Source organism: Duganella lactea (assembly GCF_009857505.1).
Classification (GTDB): Bacteria; Pseudomonadota; Gammaproteobacteria; order Burkholderiales; family Burkholderiaceae_D; genus Rugamonas; species Rugamonas lactea.
This window is the reverse complement of the sequence record NZ_WWCP01000030.1, coordinates 51,916-70,444: the sequence shown is the minus strand read 5'-3', so window position 1 is coordinate 70,444 and position 18,529 is coordinate 51,916. Positions and strand designations below refer to the sequence as shown.

Annotated in this window: 15 protein-coding genes; 8 read left to right on the top strand and 7 right to left on the bottom strand. The window is 60.4% G+C overall.

All coding sequences use genetic code 11. The features are described from left to right. Positions 1–273: 273 nt before the first annotated feature. On the bottom strand, positions 274–582 hold the full coding sequence (locus GTP44_RS20465; RefSeq protein WP_161020858.1) for a hypothetical protein: 309 nt from the start codon (positions 580–582) through the stop codon (positions 274–276). Positions 583–803: 221 nt separating this feature from the next. On the opposite strand from GTP44_RS20465, the gene GTP44_RS20460 reads away from it, so the two are divergent. The 3 genes from GTP44_RS20460 (at position 804) to GTP44_RS20450 (ending at position 2,648) form a co-directional block, all read left to right on the top strand. Further along, positions 804–986, top strand: coding sequence for a hypothetical protein (locus tag GTP44_RS20460; RefSeq protein ID WP_161020857.1), 183 nt, complete (start codon positions 804–806; stop codon positions 984–986). 143 nt (positions 987–1,129) lie between these two features. Next, complete coding sequence (locus GTP44_RS20455; protein ID WP_229257001.1) at positions 1,130–1,762, top strand: hypothetical protein; 633 nt, start codon at positions 1,130–1,132, stop codon at positions 1,760–1,762. Positions 1,763–2,189: 427 nt separating this feature from the next. Beyond that, on the top strand, positions 2,190–2,648 hold the full coding sequence (locus GTP44_RS20450) for a nuclear transport factor 2 family protein (protein WP_229257000.1): 459 nt from the start codon (positions 2,190–2,192) through the stop codon (positions 2,646–2,648). A gap of 158 nt (positions 2,649–2,806) precedes the next feature. Here the strand turns inward: GTP44_RS20450 and GTP44_RS20445 are convergent, their stop codons facing one another. The 5 genes from GTP44_RS20445 to GTP44_RS20425 form a co-directional block, all read right to left on the bottom strand. Beyond that, positions 2,807–4,660, bottom strand: a complete 1,854-nt coding sequence (locus GTP44_RS20445; protein WP_161020856.1) for a CocE/NonD family hydrolase — start codon at positions 4,658–4,660, stop codon at positions 2,807–2,809. A gap of 33 nt (positions 4,661–4,693) precedes the next feature. Continuing rightward, entirely contained in the window at positions 4,694–5,614 is a 921-nt protein-coding gene (locus tag GTP44_RS20440) for a LysR family transcriptional regulator (RefSeq protein ID WP_161020855.1), read from the bottom strand. Between the two features lie 12 nt (positions 5,615–5,626). Beyond that, entirely contained in the window at positions 5,627–7,069 is a 1,443-nt protein-coding gene (locus GTP44_RS20435; protein ID WP_161020854.1) for a YfcC family protein, read from the bottom strand. A gap of 23 nt (positions 7,070–7,092) precedes the next feature. After that, positions 7,093–8,373: a TonB-dependent receptor domain-containing protein gene (locus tag GTP44_RS20430; protein ID WP_161020853.1), complete on the bottom strand. Its 1,281-nt coding sequence runs from the start codon at positions 8,371–8,373 to the stop codon at positions 7,093–7,095. A gap of 233 nt (positions 8,374–8,606) precedes the next feature. Next, on the bottom strand, positions 8,607–9,776 hold the full coding sequence (locus GTP44_RS20425) for a tyrosine-type recombinase/integrase (RefSeq protein ID WP_202424161.1): 1,170 nt from the start codon (positions 9,774–9,776) through the stop codon (positions 8,607–8,609). Between the two features lie 167 nt (positions 9,777–9,943). On the opposite strand from GTP44_RS20425, the gene GTP44_RS20420 reads away from it, so the two are divergent. The 5 genes from GTP44_RS20420 (at position 9,944) to GTP44_RS20400 (ending at position 17,859) form a co-directional block, all read left to right on the top strand. Continuing rightward, positions 9,944–11,914 (top strand): peptidase U32 family protein, encoded by a 1,971-nt coding sequence (locus tag GTP44_RS20420; protein ID WP_160990453.1) that lies wholly within the window; start codon positions 9,944–9,946, stop codon positions 11,912–11,914. A 74-nt stretch (positions 11,915–11,988) separates the two neighbouring features. After that, on the top strand, positions 11,989–12,948 hold the full coding sequence (locus GTP44_RS20415; protein ID WP_161020851.1) for a helix-turn-helix transcriptional regulator: 960 nt from the start codon (positions 11,989–11,991) through the stop codon (positions 12,946–12,948). A gap of 79 nt (positions 12,949–13,027) precedes the next feature. Next, complete coding sequence (locus GTP44_RS20410; RefSeq protein WP_161020850.1) at positions 13,028–13,984, top strand: hypothetical protein; 957 nt, start codon at positions 13,028–13,030, stop codon at positions 13,982–13,984. A gap of 384 nt (positions 13,985–14,368) precedes the next feature. Then, positions 14,369–17,443, top strand: coding sequence for a di-heme oxidoredictase family protein (locus GTP44_RS20405; RefSeq protein WP_229257003.1), 3,075 nt, complete (start codon positions 14,369–14,371; stop codon positions 17,441–17,443). Between the two features lie 38 nt (positions 17,444–17,481). After that, positions 17,482–17,859: a UCP032817 domain-containing protein gene (locus GTP44_RS20400; protein ID WP_202424160.1), complete on the top strand. Its 378-nt coding sequence runs from the start codon at positions 17,482–17,484 to the stop codon at positions 17,857–17,859. Between the two features lie 28 nt (positions 17,860–17,887). Here GTP44_RS20400 and GTP44_RS20395 read toward each other — a convergent pair whose 3' ends face one another. Beyond that, positions 17,888–18,517: a 3-keto-disaccharide hydrolase gene (locus GTP44_RS20395; protein ID WP_161020848.1), complete on the bottom strand. Its 630-nt coding sequence runs from the start codon at positions 18,515–18,517 to the stop codon at positions 17,888–17,890. Positions 18,518–18,529: the final 12 nt, after the last annotated feature.

Below are 18,529 nucleotides of genomic sequence, written 5' to 3'. Positions count from 1 at the left end.
TCGTCATGGTGGAGTTTCCTCTGTTGGTTGGTTTTGATCTCGACAATCAAATTTTCCAACAAAATCTCCACCGCCTCATCCCCGCCTGCAGATTTCAGCCCGTACACCAGATTCGACTATAGCTCGTCTGACATACTGCACCTGGGGATACGCGCCAAAGCGGCGAATCGATAACTTGGCTGTAAAACGACGTGACCCAGAGCCGGAACATACATTAAAATCAATGGCTTACATAAGTATTTGAGGTTTTTTACACGAATCCCGGCCGACCCTCTACAAATCGCCAGACTGCAGTTCCCGCATTGTTTCGGTAAGCACGCAGAGCTCGAAATATTTTCGGCTCACCTCGGAAACCTGGTCAACGGTGCGCTGACCAGTAACCAGCTTGCGCCATTTTTCCGGTATCCACTTTAGATTGATGTTTGTTCCGGCGATGGACAACGCTTCACGATGGCTCTGGCGATGGGCCAAGACGAAGCGAATCGCGTCGATGAGCGACTGGTCGGCAGATGTCGATTCCAGACTGAGCAAACTGAGACAGTTCAGCAGCAAGGGACGCTGCACCTGGTACGGCGCCAGCATAAACGGCAGGTAGTTGTTTCCCGCATAGGCTAGACATAAAGCGTGGCCGCGTGTGGAATTTACTACGACCTACGCCAGTGATCGTGCCTCCGATCCTCAACAAAGACACGTATCTGATATCGAGCTATTTTCGTGAAATGCTTGGACTGACATACAGAGCCGTCTCAAGCGCTGACCGAGTCGTGGTACTTGGCTTTAGTCTGCCGCCATCGGACCTGCACATGCGGGCACTGTTCAAGACTGTGCGCTGGAAGGAAAAGTTTCTACCGTGCGGACCGAACGACTTCACAGCGGAGAACTGGCGGGCGGTTGCCAGGGATGCACAGGTGAAGGTTGCCAGCGATGCGGGCATCGATGTATCCACGATCGGAAGCATCAACGATTTTTGGCGTTCCATGAACTAACTGCGCGTTGCAACGGAGCTAACGTTTTAAGCGTTTTTGTTTAAAACCGGCGGCTCGTAACGGTTTTTGAATCGGATTAATCGTTTTTGAGTAGCGGCCACGCCTGTGACAAGCCGCTCGTCTCAAATCGATGGGAGAGCACAATGGCTGATGAATGGAGCATCGTACAGAGCCTGATTACGGCCGGCGCCGGCCTGGGCGGGGTATTACTAGGCGGCTACATGACGACTCGCAGAGAGGACAAACGCGAACGTCGGCGCGTCGAAAAGGAGTCAGGCTACCTGGCCATCCTTGTCGTTGCCCACCTGGATAGGTTGGCCAACAAATGTATGCATGTGTCGCTAGACGATGGCACCTGTGAAGGGCGTCCAGCCGCGCAGGACGGCGAAACCTATGAGCCGACCATAGAAACGCCGACGTTTGACCCGTTGGGCCTGGGCTTAGATTGGAAAGTGCTGCCGGCACGGCTGATGTACGGCATTTTGAATCTGCCATATCGTATCGAGCAACTGGACAATCACATTGCCGGCTCATGGGAATTTGATGACCCGCCGAAATTCACCGAATTTTTCTGGGCGCGGCGCTATGGTTATGCCGAACTTGGCCTGGCCATTTCGGACCTCGCCAAGCAGCTTCGCAAACATGCCGGATTGCCGATTGAGGAACCGGCGGAAGGTGAGTGGAACCGCGACGCTTGCATGCAAGAGCAAATGGACAAGATCACTGAGGCGCGCAAAGCCCGTGATGATAGATACAACGCCAAACATCCGGCATAAATTGCGTCCGCCCAAAGTGCTTATGGGATATGAAGATTTGATCTCTTATTACTTTTAGGCTTATGTGTCATTTCCGCCTTTATCCCGGCACACCCTCTTCAGTTGATCTTCGATGAGTAAAAGACTCGCCATCTTCACGCGAACGTTCGCTAGAAGGCAATCTGCCACTCTCGGCAGTCCGGACTGACCTCGGACATTAAAACGCGACGATCCGGGCCTCCTTCACTTTCATCTTCCCCGAACCAGCGGCAAGCAAAAGTGATTGTCTTGCAGGTGGAACAGTGCATTGCATAAACTCCGACTACCGAGGTGAGATGGCAACGCATAAGCTATTCATACGGTGACGCGGAAGCTGATAGATCAATCTCATACGCTTCCGTGCAGTCACTGGCGCATGTTGCGCATCATCTTCAACTAAAGGCTTATCATGAAAAAAAATCTCAGCACCATCCTCCTGAGTATCAGTTTTAGCGCCGGTCTCATGTTCTTCCAATCCGCGCAAGGAGCGACACCTAAAGATAACGCTGCACTTGTCACGGACTATCTGCACGCGCTGTTTTTCGACAAAGACCTGAATGCGGTTGAACAGTACTGGGGGACCCAGATGATTCAGCACAATCCCACACTACCAGACGGGCATGCTGTGTTACGCCAAATTATCGGCAAGCTTGGACCGGACTTCAAGTACGAGCAAGGTCTGACCATGAACAAGGGAAATTTTGTAATGGTGCATGGCCGCTACACAGGTTGGGGGCCAAAGCCAATGGTGGGCGTCGACATTTTCCGTATCGAAAACGGCAAAGTGGTAGAGCATTGGGATGTGCTTCAAGAAGAGGTGCCCGCCGACAAATCACCGAACGGCCATGCAATGTTCCCTGCTAAGTAGAAGCGGCAGGAATCGGAAAGGGGCATCAGGCCTATTTCGGTTTTGATCACATTCGACGGGCGGCGGGCTACTCAGGCGAGGGGGCCGCTCGCTCGTCTGGCGGACGATACACACGGCGGAGTTCAAGGCCAAGGTCGGCCTGGAAGCGGTACGCGGGGTCAGGACAGTGACGGAGATCGCCCAGGATTTAGCTTGACAACAGGTGCTGGAATTATCGGCAGGATCACGTGCGACGGATGGTTGGTACCGCAATACAATGTATTAATTGCGATCCTAGTCGCTCCCCCGGGACCCTCGGGTCCGCCTGTGTTTGGATTTGCGTCGTATTTCGGAAAGTTACTACTCGCTATATCAAGGCGAATCCGGTGGCCAGCCTTGAACAGGTTGCTGACCGGATTGGCAGTCACTGTCACCGCCGTCATGGTATCCGGAGTCAACATCTCGGGGTGCTCCCAGCTATTGCGATAACGGCAGCGAATGATACTGTCAGTAAGGATCAGTTCGTATCCATCCGGGTAGACGTCGATAAGCTTCAGCGTGAAGTCGGTATCGACGCAGCTGGAAGCGATCCACAGTCGCGCCTCAATGGTGCCGGTGATTTCCATGTCGGTTGCTAAAGGATCGGTCTGGAACCGAAGGATGTCCCGCCGCTCCTGCAACGGACGCTGATCGAAGCCGCCCCCCGTCATCAACGGTTCGCCCGAGGTTACGGCGCCGCCAAGGGTTGGCACTGGGTTGCTCGGATCGTAGGTGTACTTGCGCGTTCCCGGTGCTTCGACATCGGGCTCAGGCGACAGCGATCCCGATGCATGCAGGTAATAGGCGACTGGTACGGTGCGCGACAACGGCCATGTCGCTTCGCTACGCCAGTGCCCACCATGATCCAGTCGGCCATCTGCGTTGCGCTTGCCGCTACCGCCGCCCATGACGAACAACTGCACGGCAGCATCATCGGGGGCGCTAGTTTCTTGCTTCAGGTAGCGCTCGAACCAACGCAGGCGCAGCGCCAGGTAATTCTGCGCCAGGTTGCCATCGAGCGTAGACTGCGCGCCGAAATCGACGTCGCCGTTCCAACTGCGCGAACGGTCGCCGTGAGTCCAAGGCCCAAGAATCAATTTGCATGGTCCCTTGCCGGCTGCCAGCAGGCCCTGAAAGTTTTCGATGGCAGTGCGCGCATACGGGTCGAACCACGACGACATGTGCAAGCTGGCTGCAGCAGGGAAATTGGCATGGTAGCCATTGGCATACAAGCCGGGCTGACGCCAGTAGTCGTCGAAGGCACCGCGTTGCCACTGGTCGAACAGGTAGTGCTCGTATTCCGGAGCGGCGCTCAATGGGGAGTCGCCTGGCAACCAGCTATGGATTCTGCGGAACCATGCGGCAATGTCCAGTTCAGCCAAGTGGCGCGCCTTCTCTGGCGCATTGATGATGGCCGGGCTTTCCATTGCGCGCTTGATGGCCCAGGTGACTTGCTTCAGTTCAAACGCGCCGCCCTGTCGGATGCCGCCTTGGTATGCATTGGAAAAACCACCCGAGTCGAGGAACATGGCGACCACCCCGGGCGCGCCTAGGCTGCCGAGTGCGGCTTGGGTATGGGCGGCGTAAGACAGGCCCTTGGTGCCGATTTTGCCGTTGGACCAAGCTTGCGCGACGATCCAGGCACAGGTGTCGTAACCGTCTTCACCGTCGCTGGTGTATTTAACAAAGACACCTTCCGAGTCATAACGGCCACGGCAATCCTGATACACCACGACATAGCCGCGCTGGGTGAAGTAAGATGCCACTTGCGCGCGCGTCAGCGGCGTACTTGACTGCATATCGATTTCGCTGCGGCTCGGCAGGCTTTTGCCATACGGGGTGCGCTCAAGGATGGCCGGGTGGCGGGCCAAGCCGTGGGCGTTGAGAGGAAGGTAGATGTCGGTGGCGAGATGGATGCCATCGCGCATCGGCACCATCACGTGGTGCAATGTGAACGGCTGCGTAGCAGCACGCAACGTTGTGGGTGATTGCATAATTTCTTTCTTCAGATAGACACGGTGTCGCGCTTACAGTGGCGGCGGTGTGAGTTCGGCGAAATATTTTTTAGTGTCGATCAGAAACTCCGACAGCAGGCGGCTGGGGGTCGACAGCGATGAAGTTACGAAGCCATATTCGTTGGACATCACAGGCTCAAAGCGGCGCAGCACGAGGCCGTTGCGCAGATAAGGCCTGGCCAGCAAACCGTTCATCAGCGCTACGCCCAGGCCGCGCGCGGCGAACGCGCAGGCCGAAGCCACCGTGTGGGTTTCGATACGCGCGTTCGGCAGCACACCGGCTTGCATGAAGGCAGTGTCGACCACTGCGCGCGAATTCTGACCAAATCCTAGCAAGATCAACGGACTGCCTTTGAGCAGGCGCGGGTTCAGTACCGGTTCGGCCGCCAGCGGGTGGTCTTCCGGCAGCACGCACGCCGTCGGATGGTTGCAGATGCTCTCGGCGCGCAGGTCGGAGCGCTCCAGAGGCAAAATCAGGAAGCCGCCGTCAACGCTGCGGTTGGCGATCATCGCCTTCGATACTTCACGGTTATGCGAATCGATCGAGAAGCGCACTTTTGGAAAGCGCTGGGTAAAAGAGGCGATAATGTCAGGCAAGATCCCTTCGCAAAAGCTTGGTGGCGCGACCAGTTTCAAGTGCCCCAGGCGGAAGCCGGCGATGTCGCTGACCAAGCTCTGGAGGCGCTGGAAGCCGTTCAGCGAAAGCGCCACCTCTTCAAACAGCAACAGCGCGTCTGGCGTGGGTAGCAGGCGACCGTGGTCACGATGAAACAGCTCGAAGCCGATAGTTTGCTCCAGTTGGTGCAACTGACGGCTGACGGCCGGCTGCGACATGCCGAGCCGGATTGCCGCTGTCGTCACCGAGCCGTTGCGCACGATTTCATAAAACGCCCGCAGCGCCCTGAGGTTGAGAGGATCGAATTCATTTTCCATGGGCAGCTCGGTTTAATAGTGCAGCATCACGGCAAGCATTACGGCGGCCGTAGCAATTACGGTGTACAGAGCGAACAGCGGTAGGATCAAGCGGAACCAGCGGCCATAAGGAATGCCGCCGGCGGCCAGGAAGGCCAGTAGCATGCCCGATGTCGGGGAAAACATATTCACCAGGCCATTGCCGAGGATGAACGCCAGTACTGTAGTCTGGCCACTGACGCCGACACTGGCACCGATCGGACCCAGGATCGGAATCGATAAGGCGGCCTTGGCCGAGGTGGATGGAATCAGCAAGGTTAGCACCATTTCCAGCCCCATGATGATGGGTGCCACCACCACCGGGGCCAGATGCGCCACCTGGTCCGAGGCGAAGGCAATGATGGTGTCGAGGATGCGGCCCTCGCGCAGCACGATTTCGACGCCGCGCGCCATGCCCAGCAATAGTGCGGCCAGCATCATCGAATTCATGCCCTCGACGAAGGCATGTGCGCCTTCGCGGGCAGGCATGCGTGCCGCCAGGCCAACGCACAGCGCGGTCACCACATATAACGTGGCGAACTGGCTGTCGCGCCACCCTAGCACCGTCGATCCATAGCCGAGAATCGCCAGCGCGCCGCAGACGATGGCGATGATGATGAAGTGGCTGGTCGACAGGGGCCTAGAGACCAGTGGCGCCACCTTGCGCGGACGTGGCTCCATGCGCAGCACGAACCCGATCGCCAGCAGCAGGAAGATGGCCCACAGCGTGAAGCGCACCAGCGCGCCGCTAAACACCGGTACGCCGACGATCGGCTGGGCAATCAGCAGCGCCAGCGGATTGGTGACGGAGGCTAGGTAGCCTACCTTGGCAGCCAGCGTCAGCAGTGTGAAGCCAAACAGGCGCGACATGCCCAGCCGCTCGGCAATCGCGATCACCAACGGGATGACGATCAGGTACTCGGTGATCATACCGAGGAAGGTACTGCCGGCCGAAAGGATAATCATCACGATCGGCGTCAACACCATTACACGGCCGCCGGTCAGCCCTAGCAGGCGCTCGATGCCAGCGTCGAATGCACCGGTGCTGCGGAATACGCCCAGCATCCCCCCTAGCAGCACCATGAAGATCAGGTTGGCCAACTTCACCAAGCCAGCCGGCACCGCCGTGAAAATCGCCGCCGGCGACAACGGCGCGGCCTGTGTCGCGGTCTGCGCCTGTGGTGCCAAGGCGCTGGCATCGACCAGCTTGGGGATGGCGCGGTAGGTGCCGGGTACCACCAGTGCTGTCTCGCTGCCCCCGCGCCGCTCATATTGGCCGGACGGCAGCACCCAGGTTAGCAGTACAGCGATGGCCAGCGCCGCAAACATCATCACCGGGTCGAGCGCCCAGCGCCGGCCAATGACAGGGGCTGCTACCGGCGCCAGTTTGACGCTTTCGGCTGAAGTAGGGGAGGCGTGCAAAGTGTCTTCTTTCATGGTCGGTGGTGGCTCAAGAGCGGTCAAAACTTGGTGTTGACGCGGGCATAGTAGTAGCGGCCGCGCACATCATAGGTATAGATGTCGAAATTGATCGGGTTGTTGGCGGCCGAGGCGGGCGGCTGCTTGTCGGCCACGTTATCCACGCCCAGCGCCAGGCTGGTGCTACCGCCGGGCAGGGTATAGCCCAGCTGGATGTCGTGGTACAGCGTGGCACCGGTACGGCCGCCGTTGATCGGATTGTTTGCGATGTCGGTGGTTGCGCCGATGTAGCGGGCCTTCCAGCCGGCGCTCCAGGTGGCGTCGCTGTAGCGGGCCGAGGCTTGCGCCTTGATGCGTGGGAAGGTCGAGCGCGCCTGGTCACCCTTGCCGGTACGGTCGTCCACTACAATGCTGCCATCGGGCTGCGGCACATAGGATTTGTAGGCTTGCAGCCAGGCGACATCAAGCGAGCTATCCAGTTTGCCGTGGCCGAGCGCGGCGACATAGCGCAGTGTGCCGTCAATGCCGGACACTTCGATGCGCGACAGGTTCACCAGTGTCTGGTTGAGATTGAGGATCTCGCCGCTGGGAGCGCGCTGCACCAGGTCACAGAAGGTGCCGGTTTGGGCGCACGAGGACAGGATTTGCGACGCCGTCTGCGAGGCGATAGCGTCCTTGATCTTGATGCGGAATTTGTCCGTCGTCAGGCTCAGCTCATTCAGCTGGGGCGGCGACCAGGTGAAGCCGACTGCGTAGGTATCGGCGCTTTCCGGTTTGAGGTTGGTATTGCCAGCGGTGACACCGCGAATCAGGCCGCTGTTGTAGAGTGACTGGTTATAGGTAGCTGGCAAGCCGGCGCAGCCCACTTTGCCGGCGCCGCCGCCATTACATGGATCGACTGCCTGGAAGTTGGTGTTCTTGACGCCTTGGTAGAGCTCAAGAATTGACGGCGCGCGGAAGCCGGTCGACAGGGTGCCCCGCAACATCAGCGGCTTGACCGGGCGATACAGCAGGCCGAGCTTGCCGGTCGCCTTGCCGCCGACGGTTGAATACTGCGAATAGCGTACCGCCGCATCCAGTTCCAACTGCTCCACCAGCGGTATTTTAGATAGCAGCGGCGCGTTGACCTCGGCGTACACTTCGCTCAGGTGATAGTCGCCGGTGGTGGGATTGCGCGCAGGAGCCGTGGTGGTGGCCTGCGGCGAGCCGGACACTAGTGGCAGCACGGCCGACGGATTGGAAGTGAATGGGTCCGGGTGGTCATAAGCTGCTTCGCGCCGGTATTCATAGCCGATGGCGGTGCTTACCGGGCCGGCAGGCAACGATGGTCGTCATTGGCATTGCTTCCAACGAGTACGAGCTTCGAGGAAATTCTTCAGACGGAACAGGCAGGCAAAAACCTTCAAGCCAACGGTTCAGACACATGTTGGAATTGAAGCGCGGTGAAGGGGGCGGTGCCAAGTGTCTAAACATTTGCCTTTAGGTGCTGTTGTCTGACGTAGGCGGGCTGCTTGCAATATCCAATTTTACATAATATAAATTATGCGAAATTGGACTATTCCTTGCCACCACCAGCAGAGGCCAGAATCTCATCATGCCTTTCATTGTCCGTCTTGTGCAGATACGCCGCTGTTGTGGCGATGCTGGCATGGCCCGCCGTCTCCTGCAGTGTTTTCAATTGCACGCCGTTGTTGGCGTGATTGGTCAGCATGCTGTGCCGCAGCCAATGCGCGGACGCCTGGCGCAGCGTGGCCGCCATGTCGGCGTCTCCCAGTCCATCGGCCGTGATCGCCGCTGCGGCAAAGATCGCCTTGAGCGCGTCCGACGCCGCTTCATCCGTGATGCGCACCAGTGCCGCGCCACGGCTCGACAACACCAGCGGCGTATCGTCCGTGCGTACCGTGTGCGGCAGCAAGCCGAACGCGGCGCGATATTGGCGGAACGCGGCCAGCATTTCCGGCGGCACCGGCAGACGCCTTGGTTTGTCGCCTTTGCCCATCACGTCCAGCCACCAGCGGCCATTGCCTTCGGTATAGAACGCGCCCATATTGGCGCTGACGATTTCATTCAGGCGCGCGCCGGTGTGGATATATGCCGTCAACAGGAAACGATCACGCTCGCGGCGCCGGATGGCGGCTGGCGTCGGCGCTTCCCGGGTGGACACGGTGTCGATCGCCAGCGCGAGCGCGTCCTGCGTCAGATAGCGCGTGATGCGGCTGGCGCCGACCGTTTTAACGTGCTTGACCAACGCCGCCGGATCACGCCGCAGATAGCCGGTCTGCGCCGCATACGCAAACAAGCCTTTGACGGCGATCATCGCCTGGCGGCGGCTGGCGTCCGACAACGGCCCGGTGAATGGCCGGTAGCGCGGATCGCTGCGCGGCCATTTGGTGGCCGACACCCAGTCCGGCGGCGGCGATTTGATGAATTCCTTGTAGGCATTCAGGTCGGCGACGTTCAGCTGGCGCAGCGTTTTACCGGCCTCTTCCCGGCACCAGGTCAGGAAGCGGAACAGCTCTTTTTGCGTATTGGCCATCGATTTTGGCACGAGTTCGCCGTGGCTGATGAATTCGCGAGCGATTTCGCTGTCGGTGCGGGCATCGGTGATGGCGTCTTCGGCGATGCTGCGCAGAGCGCTGTTGTCGCGCAGGCGGCGTTCGCCGGCGCCGCCGTTGCGCGCGGCAAAAGGCGACAAATCAATGAGTTCGAATTTCTTTTCCGGCATTAAAAATCGCACAAAACTGTATGAATAATCAGCATATTATACAGTATTTCATACAGTTATTTAATCGACAATATAGATAGTAATGTCGAGTAATTGATGCAGGCTGAGAGTGACTTAAGGCCTTGATTTCGTTATAATTCCCGCCTTCATACGTAAGGAATCAAGCCATGACTCTGCTAGCCCACCAGCTTGAACTGCTGTCGCCCGCCAAAACCGCCGACATCGGCCGTGAAGCCATTCTGCATGGCGCCGATGCCGTCTACATCGGCGGCCCGGCCTTCGGCGCGCGGCATAACGCCAGCAATTCAATCGAGGAAATCTCGCGCCTGGTGGAATTTGCGCACCGCTACCGCTCGCGCATCTTCGTCACGCTCAACACCATCCTGCACGATGCCGAGCTGGACGCTGCCCGCAAGCAGATCTGGGACCTGTACAACGCCGGCGTCGACGCGCTGATCGTGCAGGACATGGGCTTGCTGGAAATGGACCTGCCCCCTATTCAACTGCACGCCAGCACCCAATGCGACATCCGCACCGTGGACAAGGCCAAATTCCTGGGCAACGTTGGCTTCTCGCAGCTGGTGCTGGCGCGCGAGCTGACCATCGAGCAAATCAAAAAAATTCACAGCGAGGTCGATACGCCGCTGGAGTACTTCATCCATGGCGCGCTATGCGTGGCCTACTCCGGCCAGTGCTATATCTCGCACGCCGACACCGGCCGCAGCGCCAATCGCGGCGATTGCTCGCAAGCCTGCCGCCTGCCGTACACGCTGAGCGACAGCAAGGGCGGCGTGGTGGCGTATGAAAAACATCTGCTGTCGATGAAGGACAACGACCAGAGCGCCAATCTGGAAGCGCTGATCGACGCCGGCATCCGCTCGTTCAAGATCGAGGGCCGCTACAAGGACATCGGCTATGTGAAGAACATCACCGCCCACTACCGCCTGCTGCTGGACGAGATTCTGGAGCGTCGCGGCGAGTTCACGCGCGCCGCCAGCGGCCGCACCGACATCCTGTTCACGCCGGATGTCGACAAGACCTTCCACCGCGGCCACACCGATTACTTCGCCAACGGCCGCCTGGACGATATCGGCGCTTTCGACAGCCCGAAATACGTCGGCGTCGAATTGGGCACGGTCAGCCGTCTGGCCACCGACCATTTCGATGTCGTGACCAACGCGCCCATGGCCAATGGCGACGGCCTGAACTACCTGCACAAGCGCGAAGTCCACGGCATCCAGGCCAACGTCGTCAAAAAACTCGACCAGCATGAGGATGGCGAGGTCTGGCGCGTGTTCCCGAACGAGCCGATGAGCGCCCTGCCCGGCCTCAAGGTCGGTATGTCGGTCAACCGTAACCGCGATCACCATTGGGAAGCGTCGCTCAACAAGAAGTCGTCCGAACGCAAGGTCGGGCTGCACCTGACCTTGAGCGAACAACCCGGCGGACTGCGCCTGTCGCTGTGCGATGAAGACGGCTATGTCAGCGAAACCAGCGCCGCCATCGACTTGCAGCCGGCGCAAAACGCCGACCAGGCCGACGCCTCGCTGCGCGCCAGCCTGGCCAAGCTGGGCAACACGATGTTTGTGGCCGACAGCGTGGCACTGACGCTGTCGCAGCCATGGTTTGTGCCGTCGGCCGCCATCAACGCGCTGCGCCGCGAGGCGATTGAGGCGCATCAGGCGGTGCGGCTGGCCGCGTGGGACCGCCCTACCCGCAAGGCCGCCGCCGAGCCGCCGGCGGTGTATCCGGAAACCCAGCTCAGCTACCTGGCCAATGTCTACAACGACAAGGCGCGCGCCTTCTATCACAAGCACGGCGTGCAACTGATCGCCGCCGCTTACGAATCGCACGAGGAACCGGGCGAGGTGCCGCTGATGATCACCAAGCACTGCCTGCGTTTCTCGTTCAACCTGTGCCCAAAACAGGCCAAGGGCGTACAAGGCGTGCAGGGCCAGGTACGCGCGGAACCGATGACGCTGGTCAGCGGCGACGAAACGTACACGCTGCGCTTCGACTGCAAACCCTGCGAAATGCACGTGGTCGGCGCGATGAAGCCGGGGATTTTGAAGTCGCCGCCGCCGTCGAACATCCCTTACAGCCCACTGGTGTTCCACCGTCAGCGTCCGCGCGCTTGAAGAGCGGCGCGGGTTTGCGCTAAACGAGGTCGGTCCTCGTTAGCGCCGTTATCATCTCGGCAGGATGGTCTGCCATGGACGACTACAACACCCTGCTACTCGACATCTATCACGCCGCGCGGACGCTGCCAGCGGACGAATTTCCGGCGGTGCTGATGGCCATGCTGCGCGTGGCGGTCGGCTTCGATTTCGCGCGGATGCTGCGTGCCGACATCAGCAGCGGTGCGGTGGTGGTTCACGGCTGCATCATGGACAACATCCCCACCGATAATGCGCTGGACTGGGAAACCATCCAGCGGCAGGACGTGGTGCTGCCGCATGTGCTGGCCCATCCGGGCAAGCCGGTGTCATTTCACTGTGGCACACTGTTTGCCGCGCCGCCGCACGCCATCATGCGCGACTATGTGCAGCGCTACGAGCATCGCAACGGCCTGGCCGTCATGCTGCCCGATGCGGAAACCGGCCTGGTCGATGGACTGTCGCTGTACCGTGCGCACGACGCCGCGCATTTCGGCCTGCGGCAGAAGCAACTGGTGCAGTGGCTGATGCCGCATCTGCAGGAAGCCTTGAAACTCAACCGCCAACTGGCGATGGCGACCGATTTGCCGCCGGCGCACGGCGCGCTGTTGATTGCCGAAGCGAATGGCGCGATTCAGCACTGCGCCGCCAGTGCGCTGGCCTTGATGGTGGCCGAATGGCCCGGCTGGCATGCGGTGCGCCTGCCGACGGCGTTGCTGGAGGCGTTGCGGCGCACCGGCGTCGACCGATACACGGGCAAGCACCTCGTGGCGCACTGCCAGCGATACCGCACGCTGCTGTTTCTGCGCGTGACGGCGCGTTCACCGCTGATGCAACTGTCGCGGCGCGAGTTGCAGGTGGCCGGTTTGTATGGCCAGGGCATGAGGGCGAAGGCGGTCGCCAAGGCGCTCAACATCACACCGGCGACGGCGCGCAATACGCTGCAACGCGTATATCTGAAGCTGGACGTGCACGACAAGGCCGCGCTGGCCGTGCTCCTGCGTCAACCTCAATGATGCATTTGCATCCTGTCCGCCCTTCCGCCTGCGCTGGATAATGGTCTCCCCTTAACCTGTAACGCCGAAGGAGACCATCATGCCGTGCGAAGACTTGCTGCAGTTCGATGTGGAAGCCGTCAGCTCCAGCCTCACCAACCGCTACACCATGCTGCAATATATTAACCAGCAGAACTACGAGTCGATGAAGCAGGAGTACAACGCCAGCTTCCCCGAGTATTTTTCAGGCGGCTACGATGAATTCAAGCTGCGCCGCAATGATTTGACCAAGCTGTTCATCGCGGCGGGCTACTCGGATCTGCACACCAGTTCCTATCGCCGCACGCTGTCGGCCAGCACGGCGGCGGCCTATGCCACTTGCATGGCTCAGCATTCCAATCAGCTGATCGCCGCCTGGATTCAGACCTACAGCGGCGATAAAATTCTGGTTTCCATCCGCAATGGCCGCACCGAAGATGTCAGCTACACCGTCATCGGCGCCACGCCCCAGCCCGCCGAGCCGACCAGCACGCTGGGCGGCGGCGGCGACAAGGTGTTGGAATTCGATTATGATCCCGCCCAGGACTTTCTGGTCGCCTTCAATGCGGTCGGCCTGAAGACCGGCCAGATGGGTAGCACCATCGTTGTACTGGAGCGCGAGCGGCGTTTTGAAATCCGTAAAACGCAGAAGGAGCTGATCAGCAAGCTGAGCTGCGGCGCCGGTGGTTATGGCCATGGTGACGGCAACTACAGATGGACCGATACCACCTTTGTGGCTGAGCAAGACTACTATCTGCTCTTCGACACCCGCCGCGTGGTGCACGAGGAGGCAATCGGCAGCTCGCCCGGCCTGCGCACCTATCAGCTCGAATGGATACCCGACTCGCCGACCAGGACGCGGCGCGTCGCCGTGCACCCTTACGGCATGGTCGGCAACAGCAACGACACCCAAGGGATAGTCGAACTGACCTTGTCGATCATGGCCGAGCGCGAGGAATTGATCGAAGTCACTCCCACCAAGGCCGTTGCCACCACACCGTTGGGCATTGCCGCATAACGTACTTGTGAACCGTTCCCTGGCCCTGGTTTGTTGCATTTTTGCCTAATTGGCTTGACATGCAATTTGGCGCAAGCTATCTTCACGCACATTTCCATGTGGAAATTTATTGCGGCGCACGATATTCTTTTTGATTCGTGCGCTCGCATAACTTTTTCTGTAGGAAAATTCGCGACGCGCGCGGGATAACCGCCGGCACACTTCACACCAGCCGAAAGCCAAGGGGATAACATGTATAAAAATCGGCAACGACCACGGTCGTTGGAAACGTTTCACCGGCTCGCTGCAACAGGACTTCCACTTGCCCTCAGCCTGGTGCTGGCGGCCTGCGGCGGCAGCGACAGCGCGCCAGGCGCGCAAGACCGTACCGCCAGTCTCAAGGTCATGGGGGGCGCCGCCGATCCCGAAGTGGCGCTAACGCCGGCCGCCGCCAACTCCAGCGGTGCCGAACGGGGCGACCTGTCGGCCGCCGCCGCCATCGACCACAACCAGAACACCCGCTGGGGCAGCCTGTTCAGCGACGACCAATACCTGACGCTGGATTTTGGTGCGTCCAAGCCCATCAACCGCGTCCACATCGAGTGGGAAAACGCGCACGCCACCAAGTACCTGCTGCAGGTGTCCGACGATAATGCCACCTGGACCACCATCAAGACCGTCGACAACAGCGCCGGCGGCATTGAGGACTGGGGTAACTTGAACGCGCAAGGCCGCTATCTGCGCATGCAGGGCGTGAAGCGCTCGACCAATTACGGCTATTCGATCTTCGAGATCCAGGCCTATTCCGGCGGTTCGACCGCCACGCCTGGCGATCCCACCACGCCGCCGACCACCACCGATCCGGTGATCATCGACCCGACCAAGCCTGGCGTCGCTATCCAGCCGGTGGAAGCCACCTCGTCGAAGCTGGAAAACCCCGGCATGCCGGCCGCCAACAGCATCGACGGTAAAACCAATACCCGCTGGGCCAGCGCGTTTGAAGACGGCGCCTGGATTCAGTACGACTTCGGCGCCAAAACCCAGATCGGCTACATGAAGCTGATGTGGGAAAACTCGTATGGCAAGCAGTACAACCTGCTGGTGTCCGACGATGGCCAGAACTGGACGCAGATCCGCGCCGTCACCGACGGCAAAGGCGGCACCGAGGAGTTCTTCAACCTCGGCGTCAACGCCCGCTACCTCCGTCTGCAGGGCGTGGCGCGCGCCACCCAATACGGCTACTCGCTGTTTGAAGTCGAGTTCAAGACGCCGGGCAACGACAATACGCTGGGCACGTCCGCCACCTCGCCGATGAAATTCCCGGCCAGCGGCGCCGGCTGGGCACCGCTGCCGGCATCGGGCGAACCGATCGAATCGCTGCAATTCACGCTGGCCGACGGCACGCTGGTCACCCGCTTCGGCGCGCGCGGCCTGGCGCGTCATGGCCGCGAACGTGGTGAGGAGTGGAACGAGATCGGCTATGGCCCCAACGAAACCGTCGATCCTGTCACCGGCCTGCCGGTCGATAAAGGTCCGGGTAACTACCTGACCTTCGTGCCGCAATACTTCAAGAACCGCACCTGGGGCGTGGAGATCATCGACAACAGCCGCGTGCCTGGCGTGACCAAGCCTACGCTGACGGTCAACCAGTACACCACGGTGGACTTCCTCAGCGGCGGCATCGCCTTCTTCCGCGGCATCGACCGCCCAGGCGTGACCGGTTATGGCTGGATGGCGCCGGGCCAATTGGTCGACGACAGCGTCAAGGTCTGCAAACCAATCGCCTACCCCGCCAACAACAAACTGGCCAGCGCCAATGGCATCAACAGCGCCTGCACGCTGCAGGTGAAAAACTATCCGGGCATGACCGCGCTGGATGCCGACGGCTTCCCGATCGCCGGCAAGGCCATCAACGCCCGTCCGCTGGTACAGGGCGATGTGATCGAGGTGTCGCCATCGATGTTCTCCACCAATGAGTCGATGCAGTCCAAGGGCGACAATGGCGGCATCCGTTACTACTCGTATGAGTGGGTGTACGTGGTCGGACAGGGCCTGAAGCCATGGTACGGCGTGCAGCCCCGCCTGAACTCCGTGCCGCTGCCGGCGGAAACACTGTCGGGCGGTCTCGGTTCGGTGGGCTATAACTACTCGGACAACGCGTTGTTCATGTTCCAGCAGCCGCATACCAACATCGGCATGCAGAATATGCAGCGCTTCGTTGAAGGCCGCCGCCTGTTCCATACCAACTTCAGCACCGGCGATCACAATGAACCCGGCAATGACCGCTATGACGCGGCGGTGGGCCTGCAAGGCCAGCGCTTCAACCAGTCGTCGTGCTTCGCCTGCCACGTCAACAATGGCCGCAGCGTGGCGCCGGTCGCGATCAACCAGAAGCTGGACAGCATGTCGGTGCGCGTTGCGACCACCAACGCCGCCGGCCAGCAAATGCCGCATCCGACTTACGGCACCGCAGTGCAGATGAACGCCGTGTCCTCCAGCGGCACGCCGCAAAACTGGGGCACTGGCGTGCGCGTCGCGGGCTTCGACACCGCCACCAAAAAGCTGGCCGATGGCACGACGGTCGAACTGCGCAAGCCCAAGCTGGCGTTTGAAGGTCCAACGCCGGATACCATCTCGCTGCGCGCCGCACAGCCGATCATCGGCGCCGGCCTGCTCGAAGCGGTGCCGGAAGCCGACATCCTGGCGCGCGCCACCGGCACGCCGGACGTGGATGGCGTAAAAGGCGTGGCCAACTACGTCTATGATCCGGAATCGGGCGCGGTGCGTCTGGGCCGCTTCGGCTGGAAGGCATCGAAGGCGACGCTGCGCCAGCAGGCCGCATCGGCGCTGCTACTGGACATGGCGGTGACTTCGCCGCTCTACCACAACCGCTCGTGCGACGCCGATCCCGCCGGTTGCGGCGCCGCCGCCACGCAAAAAGGCATCTCGGAAGCGGACCTGCAATCGTTGTCCCACTACCTGGCGCTGGTCGCCGTGCCGGCGCAACGCAGTCTGGCCAGCGGCTTCCCGAAAGGCGTGGCGCCAATCGATGAACTGAACGTGGACCCTGCCAAAGTGGCGGCTGGCGCCAAGGTCTTCCAGGGCATGCGCTGCGCGGCTTGCCACACCGTCGAGATGAAGACCGGTTCGGGCCATCTGTTTGCGGAGCTGCGCAACCAGACCATCCGTCCGTACACCGACCTGCTGCTGCATGACATGGGCGACGGCCTGGCCGACAAGTTCGCGGAAGGTCAAGCCAAGGGCAATATGTGGCGTACCGCGCCGCTGTGGGGCATCGGCTACACCGAGAAAGTCATGGGCAACAGCGCCAAGGTCGGCTACCTGCACGACGGCCGCGCGCGCAGCCTGACGGAAGCCATCATGTGGCACGACGGCGAAGCAACCAAGTCGCGCCAGCGCTTCGAAGCGCTGAGCAAGACCGACCGCGAGGCATTGATGGCCTTCCTGAAGTCGTTGTAATCATTCCTTAGTTGTTTTTGAATGCCGGACATCTCGCGATGTTCGGCATTTTTTTTGAGGATCTCAATATGAATATCGCAGCATCTCCGCGCCGCGCGCGACGTGAGGCCTACATCCGCGACTTCATGCTGCCGGTAGGTCTATTCGACAAACTGCGCGCCACCTATCTGCAATTGAGCCTGAAGGACTGCCAGCTTGTGGCGCAAGCGCTGCGGCAGTTCTTTCTGGCGCACCTGAAAAGCGGACGCCAGTTCGTATCCATGCCGTCGCAGGTGGTGGACGAGTTATGGCACGAGTTCATTCTCTACACAAAAAACTACGAGCAGTTTTGCAAGCGCGCCCATCCCGCTTGCCATTATTGCGGCGCTGATCTGGGCGTGGCCGGCGTTGGCGGCGGCTGTGGTGGTGGCGACTGATCGCGCCACGCCCCCTCTTCTCTGCGCGCTAATCGAGCGGCGTCAATGTCACGTTGCGCAACTCGTATGGCGTGCCTTCCAGCTGGAAGCCGATGCGCCCCGATGCCGGCGACACCTGCGTCACACGATTTTGCGGCACGCCGTTCACCGTTACTTCCACCGTGCCGTCGCGGCTAACGATGTCGCATTCGTTCCATTCGCCGACCGGCTTTTCGCTATCCGCCGCCGTGTGGGCTTTGATGCGCGTGGCCGCGCCGGGAGCGCTGGTCAACGGTTCGGCGAAGCTGGCGGCGGCCATCGGCAACAGGTCGCCGGCGTTGCCGTTCTTGGTCTGGACCTGCAGGCTGACCGGCCAGACGCGGTCAAACGTGCCGGGGGTGATGTGCAGCAGCACGCCGCCGTTGCCCGGTTTGCCGCTCCAGCGCCACTCGACATGCAGCTTGTAGTTGCGGTAGTTTTCGGTGGTCGCCAAAAATCCGGACGGCGCACCGGCCGAGGCGATCACACCGCCCGGCAGCACGCGGAAGGCGTCGCCGACTTTCGCGGCCGGCGTGGTTTGCAGCGTCCATCCGCTGAAATCGCGGCCATTAAACAGGTCAACCGCCCCCGCGGATTGCGCGCACAGAGTTAATATCGCAGCACTCAACAACTTTTTCACTCAGGTCTCCTC